Source organism: Caballeronia sp. LjRoot34, assembly GCF_964253815.1.
Taxonomy (GTDB): domain Bacteria; phylum Pseudomonadota; class Gammaproteobacteria; order Burkholderiales; family Burkholderiaceae; genus Caballeronia.
The window spans coordinates 2,352,581-2,367,418 of the sequence record NZ_CAXUSB020000001.1 but is presented as its reverse complement, the minus strand read 5'-3'; the positions used below and the strand labels follow the sequence as shown (position 1 = coordinate 2,367,418).

Sequence of the window (14,838 nt, the reverse complement as noted above, 5' to 3'; positions counted from 1 at the left end):
CGCGGGACGCTGTCTGGGCTGTGGTCCTCATGGACATCGGACCCCTTAGCCTTGCCGCACCGTCCCCATTTGTCGCCATCGTCACCGCTATACGCCGGACCCACACCTATGTCGCAGACCATTTCCCCCGCCGTGCCGACCCCTTCGACTCCGAAGGTAGGATTTGTCAGCCTCGGATGTCCGAAAGCTTTGGTGGACTCCGAGCAGATCATCACCCAACTGCGCGCGGAAGGTTACGAGATTTCCGGCTCCTACGACGGTGCCGATCTCGTCGTGGTCAACACCTGCGGGTTTATCGATGAAGCCGTGCAGGAAAGCCTCGACGCCATTGGCGAGGCGCTCCACGAGAACGGCAAGGTGATCGTGACCGGTTGTCTCGGTGCGAAGAAGAGCGCGAGCGGGACTGGCCTGATCCAGGAAGTGCATCCGAAAGTGCTGGCCGTGACCGGGCCGCACGCGACCGCCGAGGTCATGAGCCACGTGCATCTGCATTTGCCCAAGCCGCACGATCCGTTCATCGATCTCGTGCCGCCTGCCGGCATCAAGCTGACGCCGCGGCATTACGCGTATCTGAAGATATCGGAAGGATGTAACCACCGGTGCACGTTCTGCATCATCCCGTCCATGCGCGGCGATCTGGTGTCGCGCCCGCTGGCCGACGTGATGCTCGAAGCCGAGAACCTGTTCAAATCCGGCGTCAAGGAACTCCTCGTGATCTCGCAGGACACGAGCGCGTATGGCGTCGATGTCAAATACCGCACTGGTTTCTGGAACGGCAAGCCGGTCAAGACGCGCATGACGGATCTCGTCGGCGCATTGGGCGAGCTCGCTGTGCAATACGGCGCGTGGGTCCGCCTGCATTATGTTTATCCGTACCCGAGCGTGGACGAAGTCATCCCGATGATGGCCGAAGGTCCGTTGAAGGGCCACGTGCTGCCATATCTGGATGTGCCGTTCCAGCACGCGCATCCCGAAGTGCTCAAGCGCATGAAGCGCCCGGCGAACGCCGAGAAGGTGCTGGAACGCGTGCAGAAATGGCGCGCGATGTGCCCGGACCTGACGATCCGGAGCACGTTTATTGCGGGATTCCCGGGTGAAACGGAAGAACAATTCCAGACACTGCTGGACTTCATTCGTATTGCCGATCTGGATCGGGTCGGATGTTTCGCTTATTCGCCAGTCGAAGGCGCAACGGCGAACGAACTCGACGGTGCGCTGCCCGACGAAGTGCGCGAGGACCGTCGCGCGCGCTTCATGGAGCTGGCCGAAGAACTGTCGGCGGAACGCATGAAACGCAAGGTCGGCAAGACGCTGAAAGTGCTCGTCGATGAACTGAGCAACGAAGGCGGCGTCGGCCGGACCGCGGCGGATGCACCGGAGATCGACGGCGTGGTGTATATCGAGCCGGCAAAGAAGGCGTCGAAGCGTTACAAGGCGGGCGATTTCGTGTCGGTGAAAATCACCGGCGCCGATGGCCACGACCTGTGGGGCGAAGTTTGAGCGTGTGGTTGTGATTTCACGCTAGCCCCAGCGGCGTACGCAAAACGCAAAACAACTGAGACGAAGGAGCTTTCATGGCGCAGCGTGAAGTGATGGTGGTCAGCGGCGTGCGGACTGCAATTGGCGATTTCGGTGGTGCGCTGAAGGACTTCAGCCCGACGGATCTCGGTGCGCGCGTGGTACGGGAGGTTTTGTCCCGAGCGAACGTGTCGGGCGAGGATGTTGGCCATGTGGTGTTCGGCAACGTGATCCAGACCGAACCCAAGGACATGTACCTGGCGCGCGTCGCCGCGGTGAACGGCGGCGTGGCGCATCACGCGCCCGCGCTGACGGTCAATCGCTTGTGCGGGTCGGGCCTGCAGGCAATCATCTCGGCCGCTCAATCCATTCTGCTTGGCGACACCGATATCGCCATCGGCGGGGGCGCGGAAAGCATGAGCCGCGCGCCGTATCTCGCGCAGTCGGCGCGCTTCGGACAGCGCATGGGCGATGCGCGCCTCATCGACATGATGCTCGGCGCGCTGCACGATCCCTTCGATACGATCCATATGGGCGTCACGGCGGAAAACGTCGCTGCCAAATACGGCATTTCGCGCGAGATGCAGGACGAACTTGCGCTCGAATCGCATCGGCGCGCAGCGCGGGCTATCGAAGCGGGTTACTTCAAGGAACAGATTCTTGCCGTCACGCAGGCATCGAAGAAGGGCGACATCGTCTTCGATACCGACGAGCACGTCCGTCTGAACGCGACGCTCCAGGACTTTTCGAAGCTCAAGCCCGTGTTTGCCAAGGAAAACGGAACGGTGACCGCGGGCAACGCGTCGGGCATCAACGACGCGGCCGCGGCCGTCGTGCTGATGGAACGCGGCGCGGCTGAAGCGCGTGGCCTGAAGCCGCTCGCGCGGCTGGTCTCGTATGCGCACGCGGGCGTCGATCCGAAATACATGGGCATTGGCCCGATTCCGGCTACACGGAAGGCGTTGGAGCGCGCGGGCCTGAGCGTTGGCGATCTCGATGTAATCGAAGCGAACGAAGCGTTTGCGGCGCAGGCTTGCGCGGTATCTAAGGAGCTGGATCTGGATCCTGCGAAGGTCAACCCGAACGGCTCAGGCATTTCGCTCGGCCACCCGATCGGGGCAACCGGCGCGCTGATCACCGTGAAGGCGCTGTACGAACTGCAGCGCGTGGGCGGACGTTATGCGCTGGTGACTATGTGCATTGGCGGCGGGCAGGGCATCGCGGCAATTTTTGAACGCGCATGAGCACGGCAAGGACAGGAAATTATTCGATGACGCAACTGAAAGTGGCGGCGGTGGCGGCAGCGCTATTGCTCGCCGGCTGTAATTCGGCCATGCCGCCCGACGGCTCACGAGCCGTGTCGGCGGCACGCGCGGCGGCTACGCCAGGCGATCTGGGCCTGCAGGGGCCGGGTACGGCCGAAGCAATTGAAACGCTGGCACTCCCGCCCGCCAAACCGCTGACGCCGAATCCGGCGTTTGCGCGTTTCCCGACCTATGTCGGTACGCTCGGCGACAAGCAGATTGAAATGAAGCTCGGTGCAAAAACCGATGAGCGCACGGGCGTACACGGCGAATACCGGTTTGCGGGAGCGTCGACGGTGATTTTGGTCGCGGGTGACCGTGACGGCGATACGCTCGAGATCGAAGAGTCGAATGACGGCACGCATATCACCGGCAACTGGGTCGGCAAGTTTGCAGCCGATGGCAGTGTGTCGGGCGAACGCATGGACGCCGACGATTCCAATCCGCTGCCCTTCGACCTCAAGCCGGTCGGGTCCGGTGTTGTGCCTGCCGCTGCCGCCGGTGCGGTTGCACCGAAAGTGCCGCAATCGGCCGCACCTTCGCTGGAGCCGGCGCCTCCGCCTGCTCCCCCGGCCGCAGGGCACGCGCTGGGCGGGACCAGTAACGTGATCATCGGCGAGTGAAACACGAACTCGCCGTTCGATGTAACACGGCGTCATCGGCTTCGAGCGATGACGCTTTTTTCTTATAGCCTTGAACAAGCAGGACACTCATGACCGATTCCAGCAACTCGTCCAGTGCGCGCAGCTTGCAGACCCGCATCGTCCATCCGGACGATCAGCTCAGCCCCGGTTTCGACTCGTTCTCGGTGCCGGTTGCACGGGCGTCGACGGTGGTCTTCCCGAATCTCGCCGCCATGCGCGCGCTCGTCTGGAGCGACGACAGTCAGTGGCGATACGGCCTTCACGCCACGCCCACGTCGCTTGCGCTGGCGCAGCGGCTGGCGGTGATCGAGGGCGGCAAGCATGCGTTGCTGCAGCCTTCGGGGTTATCGGCCATATCGAACGTGTACTTTGGTTTGGTGAAGGCCGGCGATCACGTGATGATTCCCGACAACGCGTACTCGCCGAATCGCGAGCATGCCGACTGGCTTGTGGCGGATTTCGGCCTGGAAGTGACGTATTACGATCCACTCGTCGGCGCGGGCATTGACGCGCTGATCCGGCCGAACACCAAGCTGATCTGGCTCGAAGCACCGGGTTCGGTGACCATGGAAGTGCAGGACGTGCCAGCGATCACGAAGGTCGCGCGGGCGCGCAAGATCCTGACGGCTATCGACAATACGTATTCGGCCGGTCTTGCATTCAAGCCGTTTGATCATGGCGTCGATATCTCGGTGCAGGCGCTGACGAAGTATCAGTCCGGCGCGAGCGACATCCTGATGGGCGCGACGATTACCGCCGACAAAGCCATCCACATGCAATTGAAGCGCGCGCGGATGCGCATGGGCGTCGGCGTGTCTTCGGACGACTGTTCGCTCGTGCTGCGCAGTTTGCCGAGCATGCAAATCCGCTTCGACGCTCACGACCGCACGGCGCTTTCCTTGGCTCACTGGCTCAAGACGCGGCCGGAAATTGCGGTGGTGCTGCATCCGGCGTTGGCGGATTGCCCGGGCCATGAATTTTTCAAACGCGATTTCACGGGAGCCGGTGGACTGTTCTCCGTGGTCTTCGACAAACGCTACAGCCCGGCGCAAATCGATACCTTCGTCGAGGCGCTGGAAAACTTCGCGATCGGCTGGAGCTGGGGCGGGGCGAATAGTCTTGCCATGCCGTACGACATCAAGTCGATGCGCACCGCCGGGAACTGGCCGCATGAGGGCGTGCTGGTGCGGCTTTATATCGGGCTGGAAGATGAGGCGGATTTGCGGGCGGATCTGGAGCGGGCGCTGTCGGGCTTGGAGGGGTAAAGCCGGTTGATCGGAACAGGGCCGAGTCTCAGACTTAGCCCTTTTCTCGCGATACGAGCCCGTTCAGAACAGTCGCAGCAAGCCGTCCAGTCCGACGAAATTCAACGCCAATCCGGCCGCTTCGCGCACCACCGGCTTCGCCCGGAACGCAACGGACAACCCTGCTTCCGCCATCATCTTCAAGTCGTTCGAACCGTCGCCCATGGCAATAGACCGCTGCGGATCAATACCCAGTTGCGCGCAAGTTTCACGCAACGTGCGCGCTTTGACATCAGCATTGACGATCTCGCCGGTGACCTTGCCGGTCAACTTGCCGTCCACTATTTCAAGCGTATTCGCGCGCGTGAAATCTAGCCCGAGCCGTGCCTTCAGCTTCTCGGTGAAGAATGTGAAACCGCCAGATACCAGCAGGGTTTTCAGTCCCGCCGCCTTCGCCCCCGCGAGCATGATTTCCGCGCCCGGCGACAACCGCAGCCGTTCCTCATAAACCCGTTCCAGCGCGCTCGCTTCGAGCCCCTTCAGCAGCGCGACACGCCGCGTCAGGCTCTCGTTGAAATCCTTGATCTCGCCGCGCATCGACGCTTCGGTGATCGCCGCGACTTCCGCCTTCAACCCGCAAAAATCGGCGATCTCGTCAATACACTCGATCGTGATCAACGTCGAATCCATGTCCATCGCAACGAGGCCGAAATCGCTCAGGCGCCACGCGGGATCAATGAACGCGTAATCCAGCCGATGCGCGCCGCAATACGAATCGATATCCGGTCGCTGCAGCGGATCCGCGCCGCCCAGCCGCAACACCCGGCCGGCGTCCGCGCGTTCGGTCTGCTGCGAGCGGGCGAGGGCGACGAGCGGTTTCAGATGGGTATCGGCGATTGGGTCGAGGCTTTGGATGACAAGGTTCATGACGGGCGGCGAGCGAGAAAAATAGCGGAAGAAAGCAGTACAAGACTCGTCATTGTAATGGTCCCGACGGATGGCGGACGTGCGCGCCGCGCCGCTATGATGACTCTCGATCAACGACGGAGACCCGCATGACCCCGACCGAACGCGCGCTCGACTTTGATCTGCGCAAGCTCGACGCCGCGTTTTACGCCGACCCGTATCCGGTCTACGACGCGTTGCGCACCAGGGAGCCGATCAAGACAATGCCCGATGGCTCACTGTTTCTCACGCGCTATCGGGACGTTCAGGCCGTGTATCGCGATCCGAAAACCTTCAGTTCGGACAAGACCGTTGAATTTGGCCCGAAGTATGGCGTCCATACGCCGCTTTTCGCGCATCACACGACCAGCCTCGTATTCAACGACCCACCGCGTCACACGCGTGTGCGCAAACTGATCGCAGGGGCGCTGACGGCCCGTGCGATCGCGGCGATGGAGCCGGGTCTTGTGTGTCTGGTCGACGGTCTCCTCAATCAATCTGCGGTACGCGGTGAGATCGATTTGATCGATGACTTCGCTTCGGCGATTCCGGTTGAAGTGATCGGCAATTTGCTCGACGTACCGCACGATGAACGTGCGCCATTGCGTGACTGGTCGCTAGCAATTCTCGGCGCACTGGAACCTGCGCTCAAGCCGGAACAGGAAGTGCGGGGTAATCGGGCGGTCGCGGATTTCATCGATTATCTGATGACGCTGGTGGCGCGCCGCCGGGCGCATCCCGGCGACCCGCAACATGACGTGCTTACGAGGCTGATTCAAAGCGAGGCCGACGGAGAGCGCCTGGACGAAGCTGAACTGCTGCACAACTGCATTTTCATCCTGAACGCGGGGCACGAGACGACTACGAATCTGATCGGCAACGGCGCCGTGCTACTGGCGCAATGGCCGGAACAGCGGGCGCGGTTATTGGCCGATCCCGCGTTGATCGAGAGCGCGATCGAGGAGTGCTTGCGCTACGAAAGCTCGAATCAGCTTGGCAACCGGATCGCAACGGCGGATACACATATTGCCGGGATGCCCGTGGCGCGTGGGACGCCGGTGACGTTGTGCATTGGGGCGGCGAATCGTGACCCGGAGCAGTTTGAGGTGGCGGATCAGTTCGATATTGCTCGCGAGCCGAATCGGCATCTTGCGTTTGGATTCGGGATTCATCAGTGCGCGGGGTTGTCGCTGGCGCGGCTGGAGGCGCGTATTGCGATCGGGCGGTTTATTGCGCGGTTTCCAGATTATGGGCTGGCGGGGGAGCCGGTGCGCGCGTCCCGGGCGCGGTTTCGGGGGTTCGTGAAGGCGCCGGTGACGGTGGGTTGAGGGCGCCCTGAATCGGGCGCGCCTCTACCACTCATCTCAGTCATCTTTCAACGCATCAATCCGTGCGATTTCGCGTAGTCGCGCAACGCGGCATTCATTCGCGTTTGCCAGCCTTCGCCTTGCGCTTTATAAGCGTCTACCACGTCCGGATCGATGCGCAATTTGATGGGTAACTTCGGGTTTTCCAGCTTCGGTCGCCCGCGCGGGCGCAGAATTTCCATCGCTCGCTCATGCCCGTAAAGCTCCGGCAAAACTTCCGACGCCGGTCGTGCACGGGCGAATTCCGCCTCACCCCATTCGGGGTTCTCGTCCAGCACTTCTTCCTTGTTCTGCTTGCTCATACCGCTTTACCTCGCGAAGGTTCGCTTTCCGTAAACTAATAACGTGAATTTTGTTGCCGCGCGGTGTGAAAACCACCATGTGCAGGCGGTCGGCTATTAAACCGAGGGCCTGAAACCTGCGCTCGTCATACGTATTACGGCAATCCTCGACGATCAAGGCACTCGACATGACAAAGTCGCGGACCGCTTCGAACGACAGGCCTCGTTCCTGGATATTTGCTTCACTCTTTGGGACGTTATACGAAATGCCCATGAATAATGTACCCCCAAAAAACGGTGAGTACAAGGTTTATTTGTACACCCAAAATTTATAAGTGCTGTTGGCTGAAAAAACAACAAACACGAGGACAGCAGGATGAATTGCCGAAGGATGCACACGACTGGGCGCGCCGGCTCCAATTCGTCATTGCACTGCAATAATCCCGCTCCCCCAAAATTTTAAGAATACGTAAATTCCTATTTGCATTTATGGGATGACGACTACCGCATCACTCTCTGCGGATCGACGTCCCAGTAAGGCGGATCGCCAAAATGCTCAATCAGGAAATCGATGAATGCCGTTGTTTTCGGCGGCACGAATGCGCGGCTCGGGTACACCGCCCAGATCGCCACCGTTTCCCCGAGCGGATAGCTATCGAGGATGGTCACCAATTCGCCGCTGTGCAGGAACGGCGCCACGCTCCACGTCGATTTCAACCCGATGCCAGACCCGGCAAGCAACGCATCGCGAATGACCTCGCCGTTATCCGTCTCGAGGCGGCCGGACACGCGCACGTCGATGGTCCCGGTCGGCGTGACGAACGCCCAGTCTCGTTGGCCGGACAAGATCGCGCATTCGTGCTGCGCGAGATCGGCGGGGTGATGCGGCGTGCCGTGCTCAGCGAGATACGCCGGCGACGCGCACAGCACGCGCCGGTTGCTGGCGAGTTTTTTCGCGACGAGCGTCGAATCCTTTAACGCGCCAAGACGCACCGCCAGATCAATGCCTTTATCGACGAGATCGACTATCTGGTCGGTCAGGCGCAAGTCGAGGCTCACGCCCGGATAGCGACGCAGGAATTCAGGAATAACCGGCGATACATGCTGACGCCCAAGCGAAGACGGCATGGTCACGCGCAAACGCCCTTGCGGTTGCTCGAACGCCCGTCCGACCGAAGCGCGGGCAGCGTCGGCGGCGTCGAGCAACGCGCGGGCGTGCCTGGCGAAAATCTCGCCTTCCTGCGTGACGCTGATGCGCCGCGTTGTCCGGTGCAAAAGCCGCGCGCCAAGCTGCCGTTCGAGTTGGGCGAGCCGGGCGCTCGCGACAGCGGCAGACAATCCGAATTCCCGTCCCGCCGCAGACAGATTCGATAAAGCCGCCGACCGCACGAACAGCGCGACGTCCAGCAAATCGAGCTGTGCCTTGTAGGGTAATTCGCTCAGAACGTCTGTTTTTGTCATCTTCGTGATTTTCAATAAAATGTTTCAGCGATTATGACGGTTTCGCACGAAGCTGAAAGCCCTTAACATCGGGTCCATGCATTGCATAAGCAACGCTTGAAACCCCCTAAGGAGCTCTTTCATGAAAGCCATCGCCCTGACCCGTTACTTGCCCATCTCAAATCCGGAATCGTTGATGGACGTGGAGATTGACAAACCCGCGCCGGCCGGCCGTGACCTGCTGGTGAAGATTGAAGCGATCGGCGTGAACCCCGTTGATACGAAAGTGCGTGCGCCGAAGGACAAAGTCGAAGAAACGCCGCGTGTCCTTGGCTGGGATGCATCGGGCGTGGTCGAAGCAGTCGGTCCGGACGTGACGCTGTTCAAGGTGGGAGACCCCGTCTTTTATGCCGGCAGCATCACGCGGCCGGGTACGAACAGTCAGTTCCATCTGGTCGATGAGCGCATCGTTGGCATCAAGCCCGAATCGCTCGATTTCTCGCACGCCGCGGCCTTGCCGCTCACCACGATCACTGCGTGGGAAGCACTGTTCGCGCGGCTCGGGGTATCGGCGCAAGGAGATGACGCCGGCAAGTCCGTGTTGATCGTGGGCGGCGCGGGTGGCGTAGGTTCGATCGGCATCCAGCTTGCGAAAAAAGTCGCGAAGCTGAAGGTAATCGCGACCGCGTCGCGGCCGGAATCGGCGAAGTGGGCGACCGAACTGGGCGCGGATCACATCGTCGATCATTTCGGTGACATGCCCAAGCAACTGAAGGAAGCCGGTTTCGAGCAAGTCGACTACGTGCTGATTTTCAATGACACGGACAAACACTTTCCCGCCGCCGCTGTCGTCATTGCACCGCAAGGGAGCATCTGCTCGATCGTCGAAAACGACAAGCCGGTCCCCGTCGAATTGCTGAAGGCGAAAAGCGCCGCGTTCCATTGGGAGTTCATGTTCACGCGCTCGATGTTCGGCACGCCGGACATGATCGAACAACACAAGCTGCTCACTGAAGTGGCGCGACTGATCGACGCAGGCACGATCAAGACGACGCTCGGCCGCGACCTCGGCAGGATCAACGCAACAAACCTGCGTGAGGCGCATCGCCTTTTGGAAGAAGGGCGTGCGATCGGCAAACTGGTGCTGACGGGCTTCTGATCGCCGGGCGGTTCAATCGGCCAATCCATTGCAAGCTGCGCGCCACGGGTTTCTCATGAGAAACCCGTGGCGCGCGTCGCGCTAGACTGATCGCGCCACACGCGCGGCGCGGCCACCCCGGCGCCGTTGCTGTATGCCCGGCGTGACGGCTGCAAACGGAGGGGTTTTTCACATGATTGATCGTTCGGGTTTTATTCAGGCTGGCGGGTCTTCACGAGGTCGCGTGATCGCGGCAGGCGCCGTGATGGCCCTGTTGGCTTGCGTGGTTGCACCCGCAGCTCATGCGACGCCTGGTATCAAGGTGCTGTCGGAAGTGGCCAACGACGGACCGATCAAATATACGGTGAAGATGGCGTCGAAGAACTGGGGCAGCGCTCAGGAAACGCGCACGATCCGCTCGGGCCAGACGGATGACTTCACATGGCAAAGCAAGCCTGCCGGCGGTTCGCAGAACGTCCCGGATGCGTGTCCGGATGTGGATTCCATCCGCAACGCAAGCGGCACGACGGTGCGTCAGGTGAAGATCCGTTTTGCTGCGGTGGTGGCGAATAGCGGGGACGCCGACGTCCAGTTGAGTTTCCAGGGCCATGCGCCGCGCCCGGCGAGCGCTGTTACCGTGGGCGGCAAGAAGCTTCAATGTCCCACCGATAACTTCTTCAGCCAGCTGGTTCATTTCACGATGCCCACCGGCGGCGCCGACAAAAACATCACACTCAGCGACGGTACGAAACTCACGATCAGCGCGAGCCGCAAGTAGCGTCTAGCCCGGCGAGGTTTGCATTTTCGCGTTGGAGTTCGGAGGCCGCGCCGCTGGTGTTGGATAACGCGCGTCCAGGCCGGCGCGCGCTTATCCCATCTGGCATGTTTTCTGCAACGCGATAACGGCCATGCGTCTATCGGCGCGTGTAAATCGTTGTTAGCCGTTCATCCCGTCACGCCGTCAGAGCGGCTTGTCGGAAAGGTCATTCGCGATGCCACACATGATCTGGAAAGGCGCGATCAGCTTCGGGCTGGTCCACGTCCCCGTGCAGCTCTATCCGGCGACGCAGTCGGAGAAGGTCGGCTTCAACCTGCTCGACAAGCGTTCGATGGACCCCATCGGCTATAAGCAATTCAACAAGAACACGGGCAAGGACGTCACGCGCGACAACATCGTGCGTGGCTTCGAGTACGAGAAGGGCAAATACGTCGTGATGAGCGACGCCGAGATTCGCTCGGCCAATCCGGAATCGACGCAGACCGTGGACATCCTCGCGTTCGTCGAAGCCCCCGAAATCTCGTTTCTCTCCCTCGATACCCCTTATTACCTCGCGCCCGATCGCAAGGGCGAGAAGGTGTATGCGTTGCTGCGCGACGCGTTGAAGGCGTCGGGGAAAGTCGGGATCGCGAACGTGGTGCTGCACAACAAACAGCATCTGGCCGCACTGATTCCGGTGGGTCCTGCGCTGGCGCTCAACACGTTGCGCTGGGCGGATGAAGTGCGCGAATTCGATGACTTCAAGTTCCCGGACGAAAACTCGAAGAAGGCAGGGGTATCGCCAAAAGAACTGGAGATGGCGCAACGATTGATTGATGACATGAGCGATACGTGGAACCCGCACGATTATCACGACACGTTTCGCGAAGACATCATGGCGCTCGTTAACAAGAAGGTTAAGGAAGGGAAGACGGAGGAGGTGTCGGAGGTTGAAGAAGGCGCGCCGCGCAAGGCATCGGCGGAGATTCTCGACCTGTCCGACCTGCTGAAACGCAGTTTAAAGAAGGGGAAGCCGACGAGGCGCGGCGCCAAGAGTGCCGGCAGCGCCGAGGACGATACGGCTGAAGCCGACGCCGCGGAACCAGCGGCCAAACCCGCACGCAAGACAACAACGCGCCGCAAACGCGCTTGAGCCTGTCGTTGAGCGTTGAATCATGCGTTGCGTCGCGCGTTGGTTCTTCCATCTACACGCACCAAGAAAAGCGATCCGCCAATGGCCGGAAAACCCGACACAAAACTCGACACCTATCAGCGCATGAGGCGCTTCAACCAGACGCCCGAGCCATCCGGCCAGGCGGCTGATAAGGCCAAGGCCAGGCGCGCGTCGAAAAAGGCTCAAGCGAGCGCGCTTTCGTTCGTCATCCAGGAACACGATGCCCGACGTCTTCACTACGATTTTCGTCTCGAACTCGACGGCACGCTGAAGTCATGGGCTGTACCGAAAGGGCCGAGTCTCGATCCATCGGTGAAACGGCTGGCCGTGCACGTGGAAGATCATCCGATCGATTACGGCTCGTTCGAAGGCAATATCCCCGAGGGAAATTATGGCGCGGGCAGCGTGATCGTTTGGGATCGCGGGACGTGGGAGCCGCAGGGCGGCAGCATCGACGAGGCCCGCGAAACGTACGCGAAGGGCAAGCTCAAGTTCGTCCTGCACGGCGACAAGCTGCACGGCGGCTGGACGCTCGTGCGTAGCAACATGCGTGGCAATGGCGACAAGGAGCAATGGCTGCTGATCAAGGAACGCGATGACGAAGCTCGCAACGAGGCCGACTACGATGTGCTGCTCAAGCAGCCCGGCAGCGTGATGAGCGATTCGCTCGGCGCACGCACGAAGAGCGGTGAAGTACGCGAAAGGACCGAGCGAAAGACCGCTGCCAAGACGAGTAGAACGACGAAGGCCGTACCACCGCCGAAGCGGCCTGCCGTCAAGGATCAAGGCAAACGCCCTGAACGGCCGCGTCCGGATATCGTGGCGAACCGGAGCGCGGAATCACTGCGCACGCTGGCGGATAACCCGGCGATCCAGGACGCGATACGTGCAAAGCTTCCTGCAACCATGAAGCCACAACTCGCGACCCTCGTGGAGACCGCGCCACCGAGCAATGATTGGTCATACGAAATAAAATTCGATGGGTATCGGATTCTCGTGCGCATCGATCGCGAGGCAAAGTCAACGCAAGTCTTCACGCGCAACGGCCATGACTGGACCAGCAAGTTCAGCCGTCAGGTCAAGGCGCTGAGCCAGCTCGATGTGGATAGCGCGTGGCTCGACGGCGAGGCGGTCGTGCTCGACGACAACGACCTGCCCAGCTTCCAGAAACTGCAGAACGCCTTCGACGCCAATCGTCCGCAAGATATCGCCGTCTATTTCTTCGATATCCCCTACCTGAACGGTTACGACCTGCGCGGCGTGCCGCTGGTACAGCGGCGAGCGATCCTGAAGGCGCTGCTGGAACCGGTCGATGACCACACGCTGCGTTTCTCCGCGGATTTCGAATTTGGCGTCGATGATCTGCTGAAGAGTGCTTGCGATATGGCGCTGGAGGGGATTATCGGCAAGCGGCGCGACAGCACTTATACGCCGGGCCGCAGCAGCGCGTGGATCAAGCTGAAATGCCGGCGCCGACAGGAATTTGTGATCGGCGGGTATTCGGAACCGACGGGCAGCCGGGGGCAGTTCGGCGCGTTATTGCTCGGCGTTTATGACGCGAACGGCAAGCTGCAATACGCAGGGCGGGTGGGCAGCGGCTTCGATGCATCGACTCTACGCGCTGTCAAAAAGCAACTCGATGCACGCGAGGTCAAGACAATGCCGTTCGCCAGTGCGCCGAAAGAGCGTAGCCGCACACCGGTGCATTGGGTGAAGCCGGACCTTGTCGCCGAATGCAATTTCGCTGAATGGACATCGGAGCGGATCGTGCGGCAAGCGTCGTTTGTGAGCCTGAGGGACGACAAGCCGGCGCGTGAGATCGTCAAGGAAGTGCCGAAATCGACGAAGGAGGTTGCGTTGGACGATGACAACAATGAAGACAAAAAACCAGCGAAGAAAACAGTGGCCAAAAGCGCGGCGAAGGCGACTCGCGCGGTGAAAGCGGCGACGAAAAAGACGTCGGCGAAGACCGCCGATACGGTGGAACCGAAGAGCAAATCCAAGCTGGTTTCCGAGGAAACAGCCGCTAAAACAGCCGCTAAAACAGCCGCTAAAACAGCCGCTAAAACAGCCGCTAAAACAGCCGCAAAAAAAACCACTCGCAGTCCCGCCAGTACCGAGCTTGTAGCGGGCGTGAAGATCAGTCATCCCGATCGTGTGATCGATCCTTCGACGGGTACTCGCAAACTCGATCTCGCGCTCTACTACGAGTCCGTCGCGCCGTGGATGCTGCCGCATCTCAAAGACCGTCCCGTGTCGCTGGTGCGTGCGCCGGAGGATATCGGCGGCGAGCTGTTTTTTCAGAAGCACAGCGAGAAGCTGACCATTCCCAACGTCAAGCAGCATCCGGGCATCGATCCTGGTCATCCGGCGCTTATCACGATAGAAAACGTCGGCGCGCTGGTGGGCGCGGCGCAAATGGGCACGATCGAGATGCACACGTGGAATGCGCTCGCGGCCAAACTCGAGAAGCCCGACCGGATGGTCTTCGATCTCGATCCAGGCGAAGGCCTCGGCTGGGACCGGATGCAGGAGGCCGGACGCCTGACGCGTGAGTTGCTGACGGAACTCGGTCTTGAATCGTTCTGTAAGACCAGCGGCGGCAAGGGCCTGCATGTGGTCGTTCCGCTTACGCCGCAGGCCGGCTGGGACGAAGTGAAGGGGTTCTCACAGGCGCTCGCGCAGCATATGGCCAGCACGCTGCCCAAGTATTTCTCCGCGAAGATGGGCAAGCAGAATCGCCGTGACAAGATCTTCGTCGACTACTTGCGCAACAACCGGGGTTCGAGCACGGTCGCCGCGTTCTCGTTGCGCGCGCGGCCGGGCATGGGGGTGTCGGTTCCTATCGGCTGGGACGAACTCGATGCCACCACGAGCGGCGATCAATGGAATATCGGCAATCTGCATGAGCGCCTGGACGCACTCAAAACCGATCCGTGGAGCCAGTACGCGAAAACACGGCAACGCATCACCGCTTCCATGAAAAAGCGGCTTGATATGAAGTGAACGGAAGCGAAGATCACCGC

13 protein-coding genes are annotated in these 14,838 nt (G+C 60.7%); 9 read left to right on the top strand and 4 right to left on the bottom strand.

The annotated features are described in order from the left end of the window. Positions 1-108: 108 nt before the first annotated feature. The 4 genes from rimO to ACSQ36_RS10575 all read left to right on the top strand — a co-directional run bounded on the left by rimO (position 109) and on the right by ACSQ36_RS10575 (position 4,731). Entirely contained in the window at positions 109-1,500 is a 1,392-nt protein-coding gene (gene rimO / locus ACSQ36_RS10590; RefSeq protein WP_213761500.1) for a 30S ribosomal protein S12 methylthiotransferase RimO, read from the top strand. Between the two features lie 74 nt (positions 1,501-1,574). After that, a complete protein-coding gene (gene bktB, locus ACSQ36_RS10585; protein ID WP_213761499.1) occupies positions 1,575-2,762 on the top strand; it encodes a beta-ketothiolase BktB in 1,188 nt (395 codons plus the stop codon). A 26-nt stretch (positions 2,763-2,788) separates the two neighbouring features. Further along, positions 2,789-3,445 carry a hypothetical protein gene (locus tag ACSQ36_RS10580; protein ID WP_436181881.1) on the top strand — a complete coding sequence of 219 codons (657 nt, stop codon included), beginning with the start codon at positions 2,789-2,791 and terminating at the stop codon, positions 3,443-3,445. 89 nt (positions 3,446-3,534) lie between these two features. Further along, a complete protein-coding gene (locus ACSQ36_RS10575; RefSeq protein WP_436181880.1) occupies positions 3,535-4,731 on the top strand; it encodes a cystathionine beta-lyase in 1,197 nt (398 codons plus the stop codon). 63 nt (positions 4,732-4,794) lie between these two features. Here ACSQ36_RS10575 and serB read toward each other — a convergent pair whose 3' ends face one another. Then, positions 4,795-5,637 carry a phosphoserine phosphatase SerB gene (gene serB, locus ACSQ36_RS10570; RefSeq protein ID WP_436181879.1) on the bottom strand — a complete coding sequence of 281 codons (843 nt, stop codon included), beginning with the start codon at positions 5,635-5,637 and terminating at the stop codon, positions 4,795-4,797. 128 nt (positions 5,638-5,765) lie between these two features. Between serB and ACSQ36_RS10565 the strand changes: the two genes are divergently transcribed. Beyond that, the gene (locus ACSQ36_RS10565) at positions 5,766-6,983 is read left to right on the top strand and encodes a cytochrome P450 (protein ID WP_436181878.1); all 1,218 of its coding nucleotides are present in this window, start codon (positions 5,766-5,768) and stop codon (positions 6,981-6,983) included. Positions 6,984-7,030: 47 nt separating this feature from the next. Here ACSQ36_RS10565 and ACSQ36_RS10560 read toward each other — a convergent pair whose 3' ends face one another. The 3 genes from ACSQ36_RS10560 to ACSQ36_RS10550 form a co-directional block, all read right to left on the bottom strand. Continuing rightward, positions 7,031-7,324, bottom strand: a complete 294-nt coding sequence (locus ACSQ36_RS10560; protein WP_213761494.1) for a BrnA antitoxin family protein — start codon at positions 7,322-7,324, stop codon at positions 7,031-7,033. Beyond that, entirely contained in the window at positions 7,272-7,577 is a 306-nt protein-coding gene (locus tag ACSQ36_RS10555) for a BrnT family toxin (protein ID WP_436181877.1), read from the bottom strand. Before ACSQ36_RS10555 ends, ACSQ36_RS10560 begins: the two co-directional genes overlap by 53 nt. A gap of 227 nt (positions 7,578-7,804) precedes the next feature. Beyond that, a complete protein-coding gene (locus ACSQ36_RS10550) occupies positions 7,805-8,764 on the bottom strand; it encodes a LysR family transcriptional regulator (RefSeq protein ID WP_436181876.1) in 960 nt (319 codons plus the stop codon). 121 nt (positions 8,765-8,885) lie between these two features. On the opposite strand from ACSQ36_RS10550, the gene ACSQ36_RS10545 reads away from it, so the two are divergent. From ACSQ36_RS10545 to ligD, 4 genes are all read left to right on the top strand, one after another. Further along, positions 8,886-9,902 carry a zinc-binding alcohol dehydrogenase family protein gene (locus tag ACSQ36_RS10545; protein ID WP_436181875.1) on the top strand — a complete coding sequence of 339 codons (1,017 nt, stop codon included), beginning with the start codon at positions 8,886-8,888 and terminating at the stop codon, positions 9,900-9,902. Positions 9,903-10,074: 172 nt separating this feature from the next. Further along, on the top strand, positions 10,075-10,659 hold the full coding sequence (locus ACSQ36_RS10540; protein ID WP_436181874.1) for a DUF6013 family protein: 585 nt from the start codon (positions 10,075-10,077) through the stop codon (positions 10,657-10,659). Positions 10,660-10,873: 214 nt separating this feature from the next. After that, entirely contained in the window at positions 10,874-11,791 is a 918-nt protein-coding gene (locus ACSQ36_RS10535; protein WP_436181873.1) for a Ku protein, read from the top strand. Between the two features lie 81 nt (positions 11,792-11,872). After that, positions 11,873-14,818: a DNA ligase D gene (ligD, locus tag ACSQ36_RS10530; protein ID WP_436181872.1), complete on the top strand. Its 2,946-nt coding sequence runs from the start codon at positions 11,873-11,875 to the stop codon at positions 14,816-14,818. Positions 14,819-14,838 lie beyond the last annotated feature (20 nt).